Source organism: Streptomyces sp. NPDC051907, assembly GCF_040681075.1.
Lineage (GTDB): Bacteria > Actinomycetota > Actinomycetes > Streptomycetales > Streptomycetaceae > Streptomyces.
Window position 1 is genome coordinate 15,898 of record NZ_JBFAYB010000094.1, and the last position, 18,086, is coordinate 33,983.

An 18,086-nucleotide genomic window follows, 5' to 3' on the forward strand; every position below is an offset into this window, starting at 1 on the left:
CGGGAGCGGTGGCCCATGGGACTCCTGGGACCTCTGGGGTACCGCCCCGTGCCGAGGACGAGCCCCTCGGCGCCGGGGGTTTTCGGGGCACCCGCGGACGCACCCGGCTCAGTCGATCCGCCGCGCGCTGCGGGCATGGCCCGGCGCCCCGCCCGACTGGCGCGGCACCCGCGCTTCGCCGAGCCTGGACACGCGGCCCGCCGCAAGGTCCGGGCGCGCCTCGGACAGCGCGCTGAGCCGCTCGCGCAGCCCCTGGTTCTCGATGTACATCTCGGCGAGCGCTCTGACCTTCGTACGCACCACCCACGGGTCCACCGGCTTGACCAGGAAGTCGGAGACGCCGAGGTCGTACGCGCGGGCGGCCAGATCGTCGTCGCGCCCCAGGCCGGTCATCAGCACGACGGGCAGACTCCGGGTGTGGTCCAGCCGCTTGAGATAGGCGAGGACCTCCAGACCGTCCATCCGGGGCATCACGACGTCGAGTATGACCACCGCGATCCCGCCGCGCAGCACGGTCTTGAGCGCCTCGTCCCCGCTGCGCGCGCGTACCACCGGCCGCCCCACAGGGCGCAACAGGCTCTCAATCGCGAAGAGGTTGTCCTCGCGGTCGTCCACGACAAGGATTTTCAAGGCACAACCCGCGTCCGCATCGTGCCTCCCTCGACAGTCGGCGACATCAGCGTACGCCGCACGCGGCGCCGCGACAGTCCGTCCGCCAAGTCCCGTCACTCGCCCGGGACTTCGGCCGTAGGGGAAGTATGGAGCCTGCGGCGGCGCGAAGCACCCGGCGCGAGGGAGCACCCGCGCGGCCGCCTCCACCCGACCGCGCGCTCTGTCGCCGCATCCGTTGCACCATGAGCACCAGAACCCCCTTGATGTTGCAAACGCAAAGCTCTACGGTTTCCGCATTGCCAGCGCGCTGGCGCGCAACTCTTCCGTCCAGAGGCAGACAATGGGGGACCTCCATGCCTGAGACACGAGGCCATGGCAGCTGTAGCAGTGCAGGTGCGAACCCGCTGCGGAAGGCCTGTCGAGGGGAGCACGCAGCGCTTCCGGATGGCTCGCAGTCGCACTCTCCGAGCGCCGGGCACGACGCGGCCGGCCACGACGGCCCCGCCCCCTCCGCCCGACCGCGAGGCCCCTGGCCCACCCGCGCCCGCGCCATCAGCCGGCACGGCTCGCTCGTCCGTCTCGTCGGCGACTTCGGCGACGAGGACCTCGAACTGGTACGCACGGTGCTGCCGGCCCGTCAGGTGACCCGCGACGACGACGTCATCACCGTCTGGCCCGCCGGCGCCTGGGCCGCCGTGCCGCACGAGGGCGGACTCATGCTGCTCACCGGCCAGTTCGACTCTCAGGACATCGGATCCATCCGCGCCGCCCACCCGGACCGGTACCTGTCCCTCGACGGCCAGACCCTCACCATCTGGCCGGCCACCCTGACGGTCGGCCAGAAAGCCCCGGGGGTCCCCTCATAAGCTCCCGCCTGGTCATCCTCCGACGGTGCGCGCCTGGTGCGACAGCGACCTCGCGGCAGCTGGCCGTCGGTCAGCCCTTCTCAGGCGCAGCCGTGTCAGCAGGCCGATCCGGGTCCGCCGCGCGGGCCTGAGCGGGGCGGGCCTGGCGAGCGCGAGTCGATCGTGCCCGGATGCCTCGATCGACGACCGCTCGGCCCGCCCTGCCATAGATGCCTCCGCCGACTCCTGCGGCCGAAGGGCGGCGGGCTCCCTGAACGCGTACGGGCTGCGAGCATGCGTGCGTCCCTCCGCCGGGGAGCCGTGCGCCGTACTGCCGGTCTTCGGCTCGGGCCTGGGCGCGGGCCGGAGCGCGCGGGCTTCCCTCAGCGCGTCGGCCAAACTCACGCGATGCCAGAGGATCTCGTCCGGATGATCCGCCAGGATCAGCCGCTCCACGACCTCGCTGGCGGCCGGCGACTCCGGGCGGCCGGGGACCAGTTCGGGCCGGAGCACGCGCAGATGCGACCGCTCATAGGGGTCGGGCGCCACCTCCGCCACCGTGAGCGGGTCGAGCACGCAGGAGATGGCGGCGGCGCGCTGCCAGGGGTCCTCGCTCCGGCGCAGCAGCAGCCCAAGTCGCCTGCTCCTCCAGTTGCGAGCGCGCCGGTCCTCGCCCGCGTCCAGGACTGTCCGCAGCGCGGCGGGCGTCCTGCCCGTGAGCAGGTCTGCGTGCGCGGCGGCGAAGCCGCTGACCTCCTCCGCCAAATAGAGCCAGACGACGGCTCGATAGCGGTTGAGGTAGAAACGGATGGGCGTGAAGTGCCCTGTGCGGGCGAGGCGGGTGAAGCGCGAGGGGCTGATGTCGATGAGCCGCGCGCCCTCGACCGTCCCCACGGTCCGCACCCGCTCGCGCAGGCTGTCCGGGAAGCCTTCCGCCGCACGCAGCCTGTCGATCTCCTGCTGGTCGACCCTCGGCGGTCCGCCGCCGGCATCGGGCACGGTCCTGATGTGCCCCAACTGGACGGCGAGGTCCAACTCGCCCCGCTTCAGCTCCAGCGCCATAGCCGCGCGACCGGGCGCAAGGCCCCGCACCGCTCTCGTGGCTGCTGTCGCAGACGTCGTCGTGGCCGTGTCACCAGACGTCGTCACGGCCGTGTCTGCAGAAGTGGTCGCGGCCGCAGACACAGCCGTGTCACCAGGCCTGGTCGCAGGCGCGGTCGTGGTCCCAGACGTGAATGTCATGCCGGTCTCCCCCGTGAGGCGTGAATACTCTCGGTGACGACCGTAGCCCGATCCCGCCACGTCCCGCCCGGCCTGTGGATAACTCCACGGACCGGGCCGGACCGGCCCGTTCGGTCACATTCGCTCAGGTCAGAACTGACTGTCCCCCGGCTGCCTGGCGGCCACGCCCAGGTGCTCGCCCACCCGGTTGACCATCAGCGTCATCTCGTACGCCACCTGCCCGACGTCCGCCTCGGCCGCGCTCAGCACGCATAGACAGCTTCCCTCGCCGGCCGCCGTGACGAAGAGCAGCGCTTCGTCGAACTCGACCATCGTCTGGCGTGCCTTGCCCGCGCGGAAGTGACGGCCTGAGCCCCGGGCCAGGGAGTGCAGACCCGAGGAGACTGCGGCGAGGTGTTCCGCGTCCTCGCGCGCCAGGCCCGTGCTCGCTCCCGTCACCAGGCCGTCGTTGGACAGCACCAGAGCGTGACGTATGTGCTCGATACGCTTGGTCAGGTCGTCCAGCAGCCAGTCAAGTCCCTTGTCCAACGGCATGGTTGGTCCTCCCCGCTTGTACGTTCCCCGTGGCCCCGTTTGCCGTAAGCCTTTCGTACAGGGGACGACAGGGCAAGGTGCGGCTAGCTGACCGAGTCGAGGAGCCGGGCCGTGTGCACGCGTCCGGCGTACTCGACGAGGCGTACGAGCACTTCCTTTCCGGAGTCCTTGTCGCGGGCGTCGCAGAGCACGACGGGCGTTCCCCGTTCGAGGTCGAGGGCGCGCGAGACCTCGTGGGCGCCGAAGGTGCGGCTTCCGGAGAAGCAGTTGACGGCGACGACGAACGGGATCTTGCGGTGCTCGAAGTAGTCGACGGCCGGGAAGCAGTCCACGAGCCGTCGGGTGTCGGCGAGGACGACGGCTCCGAGCGCGCCTTGGGAGAGCTCGTCCCACAGGAACCAGAAGCGGTCCTGTCCAGGGGTGCCGAAGAGGTAGAGGGAGAGGCCTGAGCGGATGGTGATGCGGCCGAAGTCCATGGCGACGGTCGTGGTGGTCTTCTGGTCGACTCCGTCGGTGTCGTCGACAGCCGCGCCTGCCTGACTGAGGGATTCCTCGGTGCGCAGCGGACGTATCTCGCTCACGGAGCCGACGAGGGTCGTCTTGCCGACGCCGAAGCCGCCGGCGACGAGGATCTTCAGCGCGAGCGCGGTGGTGTCCCCACCGGTGCTGTCGGAGCTCTCGGAAGCCATGGGTCACTTCTCTCCAGAGTGAGCCTCTTGGTGCGTGCCCGTTGGTGCGTCCAGTGCGCGTGCCTGGTGATCGTGCTTCGTACGTGGCAGTTCCTGGCCTTCCCGAGGAATGTGCAGGTCAGGGACGGTCTTTGAGGCTCGGGGTCAGCGAATGGTGCAGCCAGCATGGCAACTGCGGACCCGCCCCGAGGGAAGGGATCGCATTTAGATCCATGTGACTGTTACTGGTCCAATCGATGCTCATTTCAGTGCACAGTCCGACACAGATGCGAAGGGCGATCGGATAGACGAGTGGATACTCGTTGCCCGCTGCGGCCGACGCGCAGACAAGAGGGGAAGATCAGGGCATGACAGTCCTCCTGGAGACCGACCGTCTGCGGCTTCGCGCCTTCGCCGACAGCGAGGCAGACGTGGAGCGTCTGTACGCGCTGGACAGCGACCCCGAGGTCATGCAGTTCCTCAACGGAGGCAAGCCGACGACACGGGAGGCGCTCCGGTCCACGAGCCTGCCGCGGCTGCTCCACGAGCACCCGTGCATCGACTCCCGGGGGTTCTGGGCAGCCGAGGACCGGGGGACCGGGGACTTCCTGGGCTGGTTCGAGTTCCGGCCGCTGCGGGAGGACAGCTCGGCGGAGGTGGAGCTCGGCTACCGGCTGGGCAGGACGGCCTGGGGCCGGGGCCTGGCCACGGAAGGGTGCCTCGCCCTGATCCGCAAGGGGTTCACGGAGCTGGGAGTGGAGCGGGTGACCGCCGACACCATGGCCGTCAACGGCCGTTCGCGACGGGTGATGGAGAAGTCCGGGCTGATCCACGTCCGGACCTACTTCCAGGACTGGCCGGACGCCATCGAGGGCTCCGAGTTCGGCGAGGTCGAGTACGCCCTGACCAGGGCCGACTGGGAGCTGCGCGAGTCCGGGCGGACCGGTCTCATCTGAGAGCCGACGGCCTGAGCAGCTGCGCCAGGATCACCAGGACGAAACCGGCGAGGATGAGGAACGGGCCGTCGTGCTTCGCGAGGCCGACGGCCAGCAGCAGCGCGCCCGTTCCCCACATCCTGGGGCGCGCGACGGTTCGTCGCAGCCATGGAACGAGCAGACGTCCCGTAGTGATCGCCGTGAGGCCCGTCACCACGAGCGTGGCGATCAGCAGCAGACTCAGTACGGCGAACACCGAGACCGACCCCCTGTTATGTCGCGCATCCCCTCACGGGGCACAGATCGTAGTTTCTCACGCTATAGAGCTCTCAATCCCTCGATCACCTCTCGGAGGATCCTTTCGTCGGGCAGTTGTGCGGCCGGAACGGGCCTGCTGACCTTGACGTAGCCGGCTTCCAGGAGATCGCCGAGCAGGACGCGCACGACGCCGACGGGCAGGTCGGCGTCGGCGGCGAGTTCGGCGACCGACTGGGTCTCGGATCGGCAGAGGGCGAGCAGCGCGCGGTGTTCGGGGCCCAGAAGGGACTCCTCCGCCGAGCCGGGCGCGTCGCGGTCCACGACGACGAGCGCGATGAGGTCGAACCGCACATTGCTGGGACCCGGCTTGGTCCGCCCGCCGGTCATGGCGTACGGGCGGACCAGCGGGCCGGCCTCGGCGTCGTACCACTGACTGCCGGTCACGTCGGCCATGGCGATCACGTGGCGATGACGCGGGGAGGGGTGCCCAGGTGTTCCCCGACGCGCTTGACGAGACGGGCCATCTCATAGGCGATCAGACCGATGTCGGCGACGACGAAGGTGAGGACGGCGAGGCAGGAGCCGTCGCCGGCGGCTGCGACGAACAGGAAGCCGTCGTCCATCTCGACCAGCGTCTGGCGTACGCCCCCGGCGTGGAAGTGCCGACCGGCGCCTTTGGCGAGGCTGTGGAAGCCCGAGGCGACGGCGGCCAGGTGCTCGGCGTCCTCGCGGGTCAGGCCGGTGGAGGCGCCCACCGCCAAGCCGTCGTTGGACAGCACGACCGCGTGGCGGACCTCGACGACCCGCAGGACGAGGTCGTCCAGCAGCCAGTCGAGGTCGCCGCCGCCGAAGGGATCGCGGGCCGGCGCTGACATGTACTCGGTCATGCTTCGTCTCCTTCGCAGCCTGGGGCGGCTTCGCTGCCTGCGCCAGCCGTTGTGCTCCGGGCGCTGCCGGGTGCGGCGCCGCCGCCCCTGGCCCAGCCGTCGCGGAATGCCGTCATGCGGTCCCGTGCCTGTTCCGGGGTGAGCTCGAAGGAGTCCTCCGCGCCCGTCACGTCCTCGTCCCCCTGCCCGGTCGAGGGCGCCTCGCGCAACTGCGGGACGAGGTGGGTCTGCCTGACGCGGCGGGGCAGTTCGCCGTCCTCGGGCTGCATCGGCGGCGCGCCTCGCAGCCGCAGCGTGGCGACTCCTGGCGGAGGCTGGCGATCCGGCCCCGGCGGCTGCGCGCGAAGCGGCTGCTGAGCGGAGCGGTGGCCGGCGCGCTCTCCGTCGTATCCTCGCCCGGCGCTGTCTCCGTCGTGGCTCCCGGCCTGCCCGACCGGTGCGGCTCGCTCGCCGATGTGCGGCCTGGCACGGTCGTCGTCCCGTCGGCCGGGGTGCTCGCGGGCCTGCTGGCCTGGGTGCTCCCCCGCCGTCGGCGCTTCGAGCACACGGCGGGCAGCCGGGGGGCCGACGCGCATGTCGTGCGCATGGGAGGGGCGTTCGGGGCGCTGGGACGTCGGCTGCTGTTCGCCCGGTCCGAAGCCTCCGTTCGAGGAGGGGGCCGACGCTCCGGCGTCGAGGGCGCTCTGCAGCAGCGAGGTCGGCAGGAGGATCACGGCAGTCGTGCCGCCATAGGGCGACGTGCGCAGCTGGACCTTGATCGTGTGACGGGCGGCGAGCCGGCTGACGACGAACAGTCCGAGCCGGTCGCTGTCGAACAGGTCGAGCGCCTCCGCCTCCTCGATCCTGCGGTTGGCCTCGACGAGGGCTTCCTTGCCCATGCCCAGGCCCCGGTCCTCGATCTCCAGGGCGTAGCCGTTGCCCACGGGTTCGCCGTTGATGCGCACCTTGGTGTGAGGAGGTGAGAACTGGGCCGCGTTCTCGATGAGTTCGGCCAGCAGATGGGTCACGTCGGCGACTGCAGCGCCCACTATGGCCGTCTCGGGGAGCTGCCGTACCTCCACGCGCGCGTAGTCCTCGATTTCGGAGACGGCGGCGCGCACGACGTTGGTCAGCGGGACGGGCATGCGCCAGCCGCGCCCGGCGGCGGCCCCCGACAGGATGATCAGGCTCTCGGCGTGGCGGCGCATACGGGTGGTGAGGTGGTCGAGCCGGAAGAGGTCTCCGAGTTCGTTCGGGTCGTCGGCGCGGCGCTCCATCGTGTCGAGCAGGGTGAGCTGGCGGTGGACCAGGATCTGGCTTCGGCGTGCGAGATTGACGAACACGCCGGAGATGCCGTCGGCGAGTTCGGCGCGTTCGACGGCGGCGCTGAGCGCGGCCCGGTGGACGGTTCCCAGCGCCTCGCCGACCTGGCCGATCTCGTCCTCCGCCGGCGGCCCTTTGGGGGCTTCGGCCTGGATGTCGATCTGCTCGCCAGTGCGCAGTCGGCGCATGGCGTGCGGCAGCTTCCGCCCGGCGATCTCCAGTGCGCTGTTGCGCAGGCCGGTCAGCTCGACGACCAGGCCACGGCCGATGCGTACGGAGATGACCAGGGAGGCGGCGACGGCGGCGAGTCCGAGCAGAACGGCGGCTCCGGCGCCGGTGAGGAGTGAGCCGGTGAGCGGGTCGGTCCGATCCGCAGCGGCCTCGCGGGCGCCTGTCTCGATGGCGCGCAGCCCGTCGCGCACGGACGCGTGGGCTCCGTCCCAGGCAGCGGCCGGGACGGCTTCGGCCGCCCGACGGCCCGCGGGGGCGGCGAGCACCTGGTCCTCCGCCGCCTGGAGTCGTCGGTAGCCGCTCTGTGCGGCGAGTTCGCGCCAGGCGGCCGCTTCTCTGCCGCGCAGGTCGGCGGCGGCGGACTCGACGAGGCTCCGCCGGGTCGAGACGGCGCCGGTGAACAGGCGCTGGCGCTCCGGCTCCAGGGTGGCCGTCAGGTGCGCCGAGGTGAGCAGCGCGTCCTCCCGCGCGAGCATCTCGCCGGCTCGGGCGAGCTCCAGCAGGACGCGGGCGTCGGAGCCAGGCCCTGGGTCCTGCATCCCCGCGAGGGCTCCGGAGACGCCGAAGGCGGCGGTTATGGCGGCGGTGTACCGCGCGTACACCTCGTTCCAGGGCGCCGTGCGGTCGAGGACGGCGGTGCGCAGCGCGCTCAGCGACTCGGCGCCGGCGACGAACTCCTCGAGCCGTCCCGCCACGCCTTTCGGTATGTCGCCGCCCGTGCCGACTATGTGGTCGCCGTCGAGCCACAGCCGTGCGATCGCCGAATCGGTTCGTCTGGCCTCGTCCTGGAGTGCGGCGGCGCGCTCGTCGGAGGGGGACGCCACCTGGCGTACCGCCGCGCGCCGTTCGGCCTGCAGAGCCGCTATGGCTGCCACGACGGGCTCGCGGACCTGGACGTCGACACGGTCCAGCGAGCGCAGCCGTGCCACGTCCTGGGCGGTGGTGACGGTGGCGAAGCCCCATAGCGCGAGCAGGGAGACGACGGGCACCATCAGCAGGCAGATGATCTTCGCGCGTACGGTCCTGGGGCCGAGCCGTCCTCGTCCGCGGACGGGCGCCTTCGCTCGGGCCGCCTCCCTCCGTTTCGCCTCGGCGCGTGCGGCTTCCTGCAGGGCTTCGGCCCGGGGTTCGTGGCCGGTGTGCTCGACGGCGGGCGGGCCTGCGTGCGCACGGCGTCCTCGGGCGCTCGCCGCAGAAGCGGGCGGGGGCGGCGGCTGGGGCGTGGGGTCGGCGCCCGGGGTCTTGCGGGATGTGCGCATAGCCTCCTCGTTCCGGATGCGGGTCTGGGGTGCGGCGCCGTCGCCGGTCAGGTCAGGCGGTGGTGGCATCGCGGGCAGTGGGCCTGGCCGGCGCCGGCCTGCCGGGCTCGGCGACGAACGCGGTCCCGTCGCCGCCGCTCGCGCCGACGGCGGCGCTCGGGGAGTCCGCCGCCGCCGCGTCGGCGGCCTGCTCGGCCGAGTCGTACGCGGCGCGTTCGCTCTCGGTCGGCGAGAGCGCGACGAACGCGGAGGTGACGAAGAGGTACGACCCGAGGCCGACGGCGAGGGGGAAGACGAACTGCATAGCCGTGGCCCCGGGCAGCTCACCGTGTGCCGGGGCGATCTGGACGCTCACCGCGAGCATCCCGGTGTAGTGCATGCTGCTGACCGCCGCTCCCATCACCAGTGACGCTATGGCGACCGCGACGGGCGACTTGATGTTGAGCGCCGCCCACAGGGCGACCGTCGCGGCGACGACGGCGATGACGACGGAGAGGGCGACGAACAGGGGGTCGTAGGAGACGGAGCCGTGCAGCCGCAGGGCTGCCATGCCGAGGTAGTGCATGCTGGCCACGCCGAGCCCGGTGGAGAGCCCTCCGATCAGCAGCGCCCGGACCCGGTCGCGTCCATAGCCGACGCAGAAGACCCCGGCGCCGACGACCAGCATGGCCACCAGCAGGCTGAGGACGGTCAGCGGCACGTTGTAGTGGATGTCGGCGCCGCGCACGGAGAAGCCGAGCATCGCGACGAAGTGCATGGTCCAGATGCCGGTTCCGATCGCGGACGCCGCGGTGATCAGCCAGTTGCGGCGGGCGCGACCGCTGGCGTCGAGAGCGCGGACGGTGCAGCGCAGCCCGAGGGCGGCGCCGATGACGGCCATCGCGTACGACAGCACGGGAGTCAGCAAACCGAAGGCGGTGTGGTCCAGATGTCCCATGGCCTAGGGACGGTAGACCCGTGGGGGGCGCACGCTCAGGGCGCGTTTCGAAAGCTGCTGGAATATGACAGAGAGACGCTACTGAACGATCGTGCAGCGCTCGAACGTGTGCACCGCACGGTCGTCTCCGTCGTGAGGGATCATGGATCCATGGCCGACGACCACACGCATGTGCAGGAGTTCTTCACCGCCCGCGCCGCGGACTGGGACAGCCGCTTCCCCGACGACGGGCCGGCCTATGCCGCCGCCGTCGCCGACCTTGAGCTGCGCCCCGGGGACGCGGTGCTCGACGCGGGCTGCGGCACCGGGCGCGCGCTGCCGCCCCTGCGGTCCGCCGTGGGGGCCGCGGGCACGGTGCTCGGCGCCGACCTCACGCCCGCGATGCTGGACGAGGCGGCGCGGGCGGGACGCGGCGGCGCGGGCCTGCTGCTGCTCGCCGACGTGGCCCGTCTGCCCCTGCGCGACGAGTGCCTCGACGCGGTGTTCGCCGCCGGGCTGATCGCTCATCTGCCGCAACCGGCGGAGAATCTGCGGGAGTTGGCGCGCGTCGTACGGCCCGGCGGTCGGCTGGCGCTGTTCCACCCGATCGGCAGGGCGGCCCTCGCGGCCCGCCATGGCCGGCAGATCACCGAGGACGATCTGCGCGCCGAGCCCAACCTCCGGCCCCTGCTGGCCGGTTCGGGCTGGCGGATGATCTCCTACGTGGACGAGGACGCGCGCTTCCTCGCCCTCGCCGTACGTCAGGACTGAGCCGGCCGGCCCGAGCCGCGGGACACCGGCCTCGACGCCGCAGTTCCAAGTCCGCGCATCAGTGGAAGACTTGAAAGATCGGCGGCGCCCAGCCGCCCTGGGGGAAGGTGGTCAGAGTGTTCAGAAGACTCCGCGCGTTCTTCGCGTACCGAGCGCCCGAGAAGCCGCTGCCGCAGCCCCAACCGCCGGCCCGGCAGCACAACATCTTCGAGGCCGCCGCCGTATACGTGTCGGGATGCGCGGAGGACGATCAGGACCAGATGGACGAGGCGGTCACCTGGGTCTCCCCCGAGGCGCTCTCCTTCGGAGTCAGCGAGCTGGCCTGCCGCGCGGTCATAGCCCTCGCCCGCGAGCGGGACGAGACGCCTCAGGAGGTCGCCCGTAGTCTCCTCGGCCTGCCCGCCGCTTGACGTCGGCGACGGACAGGTCGGGGCGGGCGAGCACCTCGGCCGGACTCAGCCCGGCGCGCTCCGCGTACGCGAGCCGCTCCTTGACCTCGCGCAGCGTCCGCGGCCGGTAGCCCTCGCCGTCGCCTTGGCAGCCCTGCCGGAACCGCAGGCCGGCCAGGAGCACCGCCGAGAGCGCCCGCCACCCTGCCGCGTCTCGGCGGCGCGGCGCCGCGAGAGCGCCGCCGGCGTTCAGCAGCTGCCGGCCGCAGCGCGGGCAGACGTGCCCTCGGTCCCCCGGAGGGCGGGCCGCCTTCTTGTACGACGCGCGACAGGGGAGGCAGATGAAGTGGTGGCTGGCCGGCGGCATGGGGCGATGCTACGGGCCGGTCGCGGAACGGGCCGAGCCATTTTCCCTCCGCTGACTCTCGACGACCGGGTTACTCACTGGTTAGTGTGCGCCGACGAATGATGGGGCGGGGATGGAGATGGGAGGGTGACGTGGCCGGGACGGAAGACGCCGTCGACGATGACGCGCTGTATGTGCTGACCGCGGTGCTGCTCACGCCTGCGCAGTTCCCGAGCGTGCTCGGCGATGACTTCTCCGCCGCGTGCGCCGCGCTCGGCCTGCAGCCGTATCCCCGGGGGTACGGGCTGGTGATCGGCCAGGACTCCGCCGGTGCGCGCTGGACGGTCGTCATCGACGACGTGTCCCTCGTCGCGGTCGCCATCGCGACCTGGGACTGCGGCATGGAGCATGATCTGTCTCCCAGCGAGCGCACGGTGGTCGCCGCGCTGCCGGGCTGGCCGCTGGCGGTGGCGGTCGCCGCCCCGGGGCTGCCCGCGCCGCACGATCCGGCGCCCGAGGAGGGCGAGGGGCCGTTGCTCGCGCCGCCCGACACCGACGCGTGGGGGCCGGCTCAGCGTCGGCTCGGGGCGGACGAGATCGCGCTGCAGTGGGCGGAGTGGCGCGAGCAGATCGACGACGAGGAGTCGTTCGCGACGCCGGACACGCCCGAGGACGACCGGCGGGAGCTCCATGAGGGCGTTCTGAGGGCCCTCAAGGAGGCGGGCGACTATCTGAAGTCTCCTCCTCCGCTCGGGCGGATCCGATCCAGCTTCGCTCCGGGCGGCGCGCGGACGCTGCGTGTCGACGGTCCCGGCTGGTCCATGGTCGCCAGGACCGACGACATCGCCTTCGTGCTGCTGGACGAGGAGCCGCGCGAGGTGCTGCCGGTGGGCAGGGCGGACCAGCTGCCGCAGCTGCTCGAGGGCCTCGACAAGATCGCCGTGCGCCCGGCCTGAGCCCCGCTGCCCCGGATCGCGGATCGCGCGGCTTCGGGTGGATGGCGAGCGCTATAGCGCTCGCCTCACTCCTGCGCCGCCGGTCCCGCGAGCAGCGCCCCCATCGCCGTATCCGGGTCCGGGTGGGCGCGCAGCGCCTCGAGCTCCTCGGGCCAGGGGCTCTGCCACGACGTGGAGGCGCCCGCCCGGCGCACCAGGAACAGGGCGCAGCTGCCGGAGGCCGGGGTGCCGCGCTCCCGCAGCCGCTGGACCACCGTCCGCAGTGTCGCGCTGCGCCTGCCGAGCGAGAGCGAGCGGTCGTCGTCCAGCGGCAGCCGCTCCGGCCGCTCCTCGATGAGTCTCAGCAGCCGCTCCCACCGCTCTGGCGCCGGGTCGCCAAACTGGAGGGAGGCCAGGGCCGCCGTCCACAGAACGCGCGCGGCCCGGGCGGCCAGGCCCGCCTCCTGAAGGATCTCGACCACCGGCTCGGCGAACGGCATCCGGGCGTTCGGCGTCGAGGCGTTGCAGAGCGCGGCGGCGCAGCCGTCCAGTCGTCGCACGGCCCAGACCCGGTCGTCCGGGCTCGCCTCGGGGGTCTGTCGCAGCAGCGCGCGCAGCGTCTCGACGAGAGAGTCGCTCGCTCTCTCGTCGCCGTCGCCTGCGCGGCCGGTCAGATGGGCCACGGCCCTCTCCCACACCTGGTTCGAGAGCCCTGGCCTGAGTGCGGCCGCGGCGAGCGAGGCGTACGCGGGCCCCGGGGCGGCGGCCGACCAGACGCGCAGGGCGCCGCACACCGCCCACGCGAGCTGCTCGTCGTCCTTGCCGCAGTCGTCGAGCAGCCGCGCGAGGAAGCGGGTGTAGGCGGGCCGCATCTCCTGAGGGACCAGCTGCGGTCGGGCGGTGATCGCCGCCTCCATGACGGCGGGCTCCCGAACGTGGCGCCATAGCCGCCGCGCGACGTCCTCGTCGGCTATGGCGCGCAGCAGGGTCCCGGCCATCGCCGCCCGTACGTCCCGATGCTGTTCGGGCAGATCCCAGCCTGCGAGCAGTGCGGCGAACGCGTCGTCCCTGGGGAGCGCCGCGAGTGCGCGAGCGGCTTCCTTCCGCGTGCCGACGGGGGTGCGCCGGTCGGTCAGCAGGGGTGCGAGCAGGGTGACGGCCTGCTGCTCGGGCATCGTGTCGAGCAGTTTGCGCACGGAGGCCATGGCGGCCCGCCCGCGGACGCCGCCCGTCCCCGCGTACCGCAGCAGCGTCGCCGTCAGGTCCTGCGTCGCCTCGCTCTCTCCCAGAGCGCCCAGGGCGGCCGCCGAGACGGGCTGGGGGGCGTCCGCGGCGAGGACGAGGAGCCGTTGGGGGTCGCGGAGCGAGGCGGCGGCGTCCGCGCGGGTCCGCACCGGCGCCCATGCGTCCGCGGCGACGGCGGCCGTGTGCTCGTGCCAGGCGGCACGCTGCGCCGGCGTCCAGCGTGCGCTCGCACCGGGACGCAGGCGGGGCGCCCAGGGGGCGGGTCGCGGCCTAGCCCGTCCGTGCGGTCCGCCGTCGTTCGCGGCGGTGAGAACCTCGTCGAGCAGATCGGTGCGGCGTTCGACGAGGGTGCGCAGCACACGCGGGACGACGGCGAACGACGGATCCAGGCGGATCAGTTCGGCGCAGCGGCTCTCACGCCCTCCCACCGGTGCGGCCCAGACGGCGGCGGCCCGGGCGACCAGCTCCGCGTCGTCGTGCTCGTCGAGGGTGCGCCGCAGCAGGGCGTCGAGTTCTGGAAGACGGGCGAGGTGAGGAGCGAGCAGCTCAGCGAGGGGAATGAGCTGTTCTGCGCGCTCGCGCTGTCGCTCGGCCGTCGCGCTCCAGACGGCCTGGGCCGCCTCGGCGTCCATCCGCAGCGGGGTGCGCGGGCCGGTACGTCGAGGGTCGGTGAGTACGTCGCACAGCAGCCGAGCGCTATAGGCGGCCCGAGCGCCGTCGCCGCGCGCGGCCGCGCTCTCCGCGGTTCGGCGCAGCCACCGCTCCAGGGCGGCGAGCGTCTGAGCCGTGGTGTCGCGCGACTGGACGGCGGTGAGCGTCGCATCGCGCAGTGCTCGTTCCGAGACGGCGGCCAGCAACCGTGGCGGCGCCCCGGCCACTTGGTCGAGCGCGAAGCGCCGGACGTCGTTCTGGTCGTGCCAGGCCCGCTCGCAGGAGGCGACGACTCGGGCGAACTCCTCAGGGTCGCCGTGGAGTTCCGCGCACGCGAGCAGGGCCGGCCAGGCGTAGATCCGTTCGTGCACGCGGTGCTGTTCGGTCTGTTCTCGCAGGGCGGGCTCGGCGTGGTCGAGGGGCAGTACGGCCAGATAGCGATTGCGCCGGGCAGGGCTGGAGCCGCCGCGCTCGAGCGCCGCGTCGACGAGTTCGACGCGGTCCTCGGGGGCGAGGGCGGACAGCGTGGGGTGGATCCTGCGCATGCCGGTTCGATCGCTCATCCGCGCTTCGGCGATGCGGCGGCGTTCGCCCGACGGCAGGAGGACGAGCAGTGGGTCCGGGGCGGTTTCCTGGCGTCCTGGCTGGTGGACGCGGGTTGTCTCGACGTGGCAGAGGGCGGCCAGCGAGGCGAGGTCGTCCGGCGGCAGGGCGCGCACGGCACGCAGCACGGACGGGGGAAGCGGGCCGGCCGCGATCCGCAGGAGGGGGCGCGGGTCCCCGTCGGGTTCGCCGGCGGGGGGTGTGCGCAGGATGTCCAGTACGTCGGCGGGGCGGCGCAGCAGTGCCCTCGCGGCGCGCGGGGCGATCAGTTCGGGGGCGCGCGCCAGCAGCAGGAGCCCGGCCTCTGGGTCGCGTTCGGAGAGCACGGCGGCCAGCGGCACGCTCTGTCGCAGCCGGCTCCGGCGCTCTGGCCCGCTCCGGCTCTCGTGGCCGTGGGCGAGGTGCTCCGCGACCGCCATAGGCGCGGTGCGGGCAAGCGAGCTGAGCACTCCCGGCGGCGGTTCGCATTCTGGGAGCCACCGTGCGACGGCCTGCGGCGAGCAGGCGACGAGCAGACGTGCCGCTTCCTGCGCGCCATAGCGTTCATGGACCCCGGACACGAGGGAGTCGGCCAGAGCGGTGCGGCGGCTGAGCCTCAGCACGCGGTATGTCGCCTGGCGCACGGCCTTGGCGTCGTTCAACGCCGATTCGGCCAGGGCCTGTTCGGGTACGGGCAGTCGGATCGCGGCGGAGAGCGCGCGGCGGCGCAGCAGCGGATCGGCGAGGGCCGAGGCCACGGCGGCGGTGTCACGGCGGGCGACGGCGAGGAAGAGAGCGGTGTGTCGCTGGTCGGGGTCGCCGGCGTCGAGTGCACCCTTGAGGGCGGAGTAGGCCTCTGGGGCGAGAGCGCGTGCGTAGCGCGCCAGAGCGCTGGATCGCGCGGGGAACGGCAGTGCGTCGAAGTGGACGGCCAGCCAACCCGGGGTCAGCGGCTCCGGCTGGAGCTCCGACTGCGGCTGGGGCTGGTTCTGCGGGGTACGGGGTGTGGCCATCAGCGATCACCGAGAGATCGCGAGGCCCCCTTTCGAGTCATCATGCGGATCATGCTCGCAGCAGGCCGTCGACGACGGCAACTCATTAACGCGCGACGAGTCGCCGGAGCCTGGAGGTGATCGCCCGACGCGGGCCGGCCGTCTCCCTCCTGCCCGGGAGGCCGCACCGCCCGGAAGCCCGCACTGCCCGGAAGACCGCACCGCCCGAGAAATGGCGCCCCGCTGTCCGCGAGACCGCCGTTTCGCAGCGCCCGCGGACCGTGCGGTCGACAAGTCCGCGGGCGGTTCATGTCCTCGACTCTCTCGCGCCGCGCTCGCGGCGCACCTCATGTCCGCTCCAGGCCCGCTGGAGCCGTGGCGGGTCCGCGTGGGAGGCACGGCATCTGAAGGTCTGAGCCTCGTGCACGCTGCCGACGGCCGTGTCCGTGCCGACGGCCTGCCGGGGCAGGCCGTCCTGGAGGCATCGATCTGAGGGCATCGATCTGGAGGCGTAGCTCTGGAAGGCGTCGATCTACCGGCATGGGCTACGCCCAGCAGGCGGCCAGAGGCCTCGGCGGGCGCCGCCTAGCGGCCGATCTCCTTACGGCTGATCCGCCGGAGCCTGCGGCGCTGGTTGGTGTCCAGCATCAGATACGCCGCCGTCGGCACCCCGACCACCACCAGCAGCGACATCCAGAATCCGATAAAGGGCATCAGGAGGAGGCCCACGGCCACTCCCCCGATCACGATCTTCGTACGTGTCGACATGTTCGACGCCTCCTTCGCGGCCTGGGCCGCACTTGCACTGAGAACGTGCGCGCACGCTCCACGGTTCCACTATGCGGCGGTGCGCAGCGGTTCGCCGACCTCGTGCATGTGCGTCAGCGCCTGCCGGTAGGAGTCGACGAGCCCGGTCTCCGTGTAGGCGATGTCCAGGGAACGGCAGTGGGCGCGCACCAGGGGCTGGGCCAGCCGCAGGTGCGGGCGGGGCATGCTCGGGAAGAGATGGTGCTCGATCTGATAGTTGAGGCCGCCGAGAAACCAGTCCGTGACGAGCCCGCCGCGGACGTTCCGGGAGGTCAGGACCTGTCGGCGCAGATGGCCCCAGCGCTCGCCGCTCTCCTCGTCGGGCATCTCCATCCCCTTGTGGTTCGGCGCGAAGGACAAGCCGAGGTGGAGGCCGAGGAGCATCTGATGGATCAGGGCGAACAGCAGCGCCTGGCCCAGGGGCATGGCGGTCAGCAGGAAGGTCGCGTACGCGGCGACGTGCGTCAGCAGCAGGGCGGCTTCGACCGCGCGGGAGCGGCCGGACTGGCGGGCGCCGGCCGCCTTGGAGAACACGGCCTGGAAGCCGTAGACCTTGAGGGCGATGCCCTCGAGGGTGGTCAGCGGGAAGAACAGCCAGGCTTGGTGGCGGGTGAGCCAGCCGCGGAATCCGGTGCGGCGCCGGGCCTGCTTCTGTGTGAAGACCAGGATGTCGGCGGCGACGTCCGGGTCCTTCTCTATGTGGTTGGGGTTGGCGTGGTGGCGGTTGTGCTTGTCGTTCCACCACTCCTGGCTCATGCCGAGGAGGAGGTTCGCGTGGACGAGCTGGACGATCCGGCTCGTGCGGCGGTCGCCGGTGATCTGGGCGTGTCCGGCGTCGTGGCCGAAGAAGGCGGTACGGGTGGAGAGCACGGCCAGCACCGGTGCGAGGAGGAGCACCCACCAGGAGCCGCCGATCAGGACTGTGCCCGTGATCACGGCGGCGAGGCCGATGAGGTTCAGGGCGATGCCGCGGGCGTACCAGCCGGGGCGGCGCTCCAGGAGGCCCTGCTCCTTGACGGCCCGCAGCAGGGGCCCGAACTCGCTTCCGGCGCCGGACCGCTCCCCCTTGCCGGCCCCCTCTCCCCTGCCGGGGCCGGGCAGCGACGGCGCGAGCGCGGCGAGATCAAGGGTGGCCTGGGTCATCGAGGGTCTCCGGTCTGTCGGCCGCGCTGGGCTGCGTCGGCTGCTATGGCTGCACTGACCTGAGCAAACGTATGAATCAGGGGCGGTCCGCGGCCATGGCGCCACCACCCGGACCAGGCGGGGGCAAGCCCGTGGCGGGGGGTGGTGCTGAGTACACCCCTGGCGTTGAATGTGACCCAGGCCACACCTAAATCCCGTCCGTCGGGGCGCTCGGTTGTGTACCCTCGGCGATCTCGGTCCGCAGTAGTCAAATTTGAGGAATCCCACCATCCCCGTGCACAGCACCCCAGCAGCAACGCCTTCCGAGCCCTCTGAGCCCTCCGGGGACGCGACCCGGACGGCTCGCTCCGCACTCGAACTCGCCCGGCTCTGCGCCGTCTTCGTCCCCGGCGATCCCTCCCGCGCCGGCCGCGTCGCCTTCTGGCGTCCCGATGGCGGTCACTCCGAGCGGCGCACCCGCAGCGCCGCCGCCGGCCGCTGAGGCGGTAGACGGCTCCTTGGCCAGTCGGCGCCGTCCGCGGACCCTCGCGGCCGCA

General features: G+C 72.3%; 17 protein-coding genes. 5 read left to right on the forward strand and 12 right to left on the reverse strand.

All coding sequences use genetic code 11. The features are described from left to right. Nucleotides 1-108 precede the first annotated feature (108 nt). Nucleotides 109-615 (reverse strand): response regulator, encoded by a 507-nt coding sequence (locus AB0M39_RS33590; protein WP_365370502.1) that lies wholly within the window; start codon nucleotides 613-615, stop codon nucleotides 109-111. A gap of 350 nt (nucleotides 616-965) precedes the next feature. Here AB0M39_RS33590 and AB0M39_RS33595 point away from each other — a divergent pair, with 350 nt between their 5' ends. Beyond that, entirely contained in the window at nucleotides 966-1,478 is a 513-nt protein-coding gene (locus tag AB0M39_RS33595; RefSeq protein ID WP_365370504.1) for a hypothetical protein, read from the forward strand. Between the two features lie 12 nt (nucleotides 1,479-1,490). Here the strand turns inward: AB0M39_RS33595 and AB0M39_RS33600 are convergent, their stop codons facing one another. From AB0M39_RS33600 to AB0M39_RS33610, 3 genes are all read right to left on the reverse strand, one after another. Then, nucleotides 1,491-2,519 (reverse strand): DUF6397 family protein, encoded by a 1,029-nt coding sequence (locus AB0M39_RS33600; protein ID WP_365370506.1) that lies wholly within the window; start codon nucleotides 2,517-2,519, stop codon nucleotides 1,491-1,493. Nucleotides 2,520-2,828: 309 nt separating this feature from the next. Continuing rightward, nucleotides 2,829-3,233, reverse strand: coding sequence for a roadblock/LC7 domain-containing protein (locus AB0M39_RS33605; RefSeq protein WP_365370508.1), 405 nt, complete (start codon nucleotides 3,231-3,233; stop codon nucleotides 2,829-2,831). Nucleotides 3,234-3,316: 83 nt separating this feature from the next. Continuing rightward, entirely contained in the window at nucleotides 3,317-3,922 is a 606-nt protein-coding gene (locus AB0M39_RS33610; protein ID WP_365370510.1) for an ATP/GTP-binding protein, read from the reverse strand. Between the two features lie 347 nt (nucleotides 3,923-4,269). On the opposite strand from AB0M39_RS33610, the gene AB0M39_RS33615 reads away from it, so the two are divergent. Beyond that, complete coding sequence (locus AB0M39_RS33615) at nucleotides 4,270-4,857, forward strand: GNAT family N-acetyltransferase (protein WP_365370512.1); 588 nt, start codon at nucleotides 4,270-4,272, stop codon at nucleotides 4,855-4,857. On the opposite strand, the gene AB0M39_RS33620 is transcribed toward AB0M39_RS33615, so the two are convergent. From AB0M39_RS33620 to AB0M39_RS33640, 5 genes are all read right to left on the reverse strand, one after another. Further along, a complete protein-coding gene (locus AB0M39_RS33620) occupies nucleotides 4,850-5,092 on the reverse strand; it encodes a hypothetical protein (protein WP_365370514.1) in 243 nt (80 codons plus the stop codon). The genes AB0M39_RS33615 and AB0M39_RS33620 overlap by 8 nt on opposite strands. A 62-nt stretch (nucleotides 5,093-5,154) precedes the next feature. Continuing rightward, nucleotides 5,155-5,547: a DUF742 domain-containing protein gene (locus tag AB0M39_RS33625; protein WP_365370516.1), complete on the reverse strand. Its 393-nt coding sequence runs from the start codon at nucleotides 5,545-5,547 to the stop codon at nucleotides 5,155-5,157. Between the two features lie 5 nt (nucleotides 5,548-5,552). After that, nucleotides 5,553-5,981, reverse strand: coding sequence for a roadblock/LC7 domain-containing protein (locus AB0M39_RS33630; protein ID WP_365370518.1), 429 nt, complete (start codon nucleotides 5,979-5,981; stop codon nucleotides 5,553-5,555). Beyond that, nucleotides 5,978-8,773 carry an ATP-binding protein gene (locus AB0M39_RS33635; RefSeq protein WP_365370520.1) on the reverse strand — a complete coding sequence of 932 codons (2,796 nt, stop codon included), beginning with the start codon at nucleotides 8,771-8,773 and terminating at the stop codon, nucleotides 5,978-5,980. The genes AB0M39_RS33630 and AB0M39_RS33635 overlap by 4 nt, the downstream gene beginning before the upstream one ends. A gap of 52 nt (nucleotides 8,774-8,825) precedes the next feature. Then, entirely contained in the window at nucleotides 8,826-9,710 is an 885-nt protein-coding gene (locus AB0M39_RS33640; RefSeq protein ID WP_365370522.1) for an MHYT domain-containing protein, read from the reverse strand. A 150-nt stretch (nucleotides 9,711-9,860) separates the two neighbouring features. Here AB0M39_RS33640 and AB0M39_RS33645 point away from each other — a divergent pair, with 150 nt between their 5' ends. The 3 genes from AB0M39_RS33645 (at nucleotide 9,861) to AB0M39_RS33655 (ending at nucleotide 12,151) form a co-directional block, all read left to right on the forward strand. Beyond that, on the forward strand, nucleotides 9,861-10,460 hold the full coding sequence (locus tag AB0M39_RS33645; protein WP_365370524.1) for a class I SAM-dependent methyltransferase: 600 nt from the start codon (nucleotides 9,861-9,863) through the stop codon (nucleotides 10,458-10,460). Between the two features lie 167 nt (nucleotides 10,461-10,627). After that, nucleotides 10,628-10,870, forward strand: a complete 243-nt coding sequence (locus AB0M39_RS33650) for a hypothetical protein (RefSeq protein ID WP_365370538.1) — start codon at nucleotides 10,628-10,630, stop codon at nucleotides 10,868-10,870. A gap of 477 nt (nucleotides 10,871-11,347) precedes the next feature. Then, nucleotides 11,348-12,151, forward strand: coding sequence for a hypothetical protein (locus tag AB0M39_RS33655; protein ID WP_365370526.1), 804 nt, complete (start codon nucleotides 11,348-11,350; stop codon nucleotides 12,149-12,151). A gap of 65 nt (nucleotides 12,152-12,216) precedes the next feature. Here AB0M39_RS33655 and AB0M39_RS33660 read toward each other — a convergent pair whose 3' ends face one another. The 3 genes from AB0M39_RS33660 to AB0M39_RS33670 form a co-directional block, all read right to left on the reverse strand. Continuing rightward, the gene (locus AB0M39_RS33660; protein WP_365370528.1) at nucleotides 12,217-15,621 is read right to left on the reverse strand and encodes a hypothetical protein; all 3,405 of its coding nucleotides are present in this window, start codon (nucleotides 15,619-15,621) and stop codon (nucleotides 12,217-12,219) included. Between the two features lie 564 nt (nucleotides 15,622-16,185). Then, nucleotides 16,186-16,368: a hypothetical protein gene (locus AB0M39_RS33665; protein WP_365370530.1), complete on the reverse strand. Its 183-nt coding sequence runs from the start codon at nucleotides 16,366-16,368 to the stop codon at nucleotides 16,186-16,188. A 69-nt stretch (nucleotides 16,369-16,437) separates the two neighbouring features. Continuing rightward, nucleotides 16,438-17,550, reverse strand: coding sequence for an acyl-CoA desaturase (locus AB0M39_RS33670; RefSeq protein ID WP_365370532.1), 1,113 nt, complete (start codon nucleotides 17,548-17,550; stop codon nucleotides 16,438-16,440). Nucleotides 17,551-18,086 lie beyond the last annotated feature (536 nt).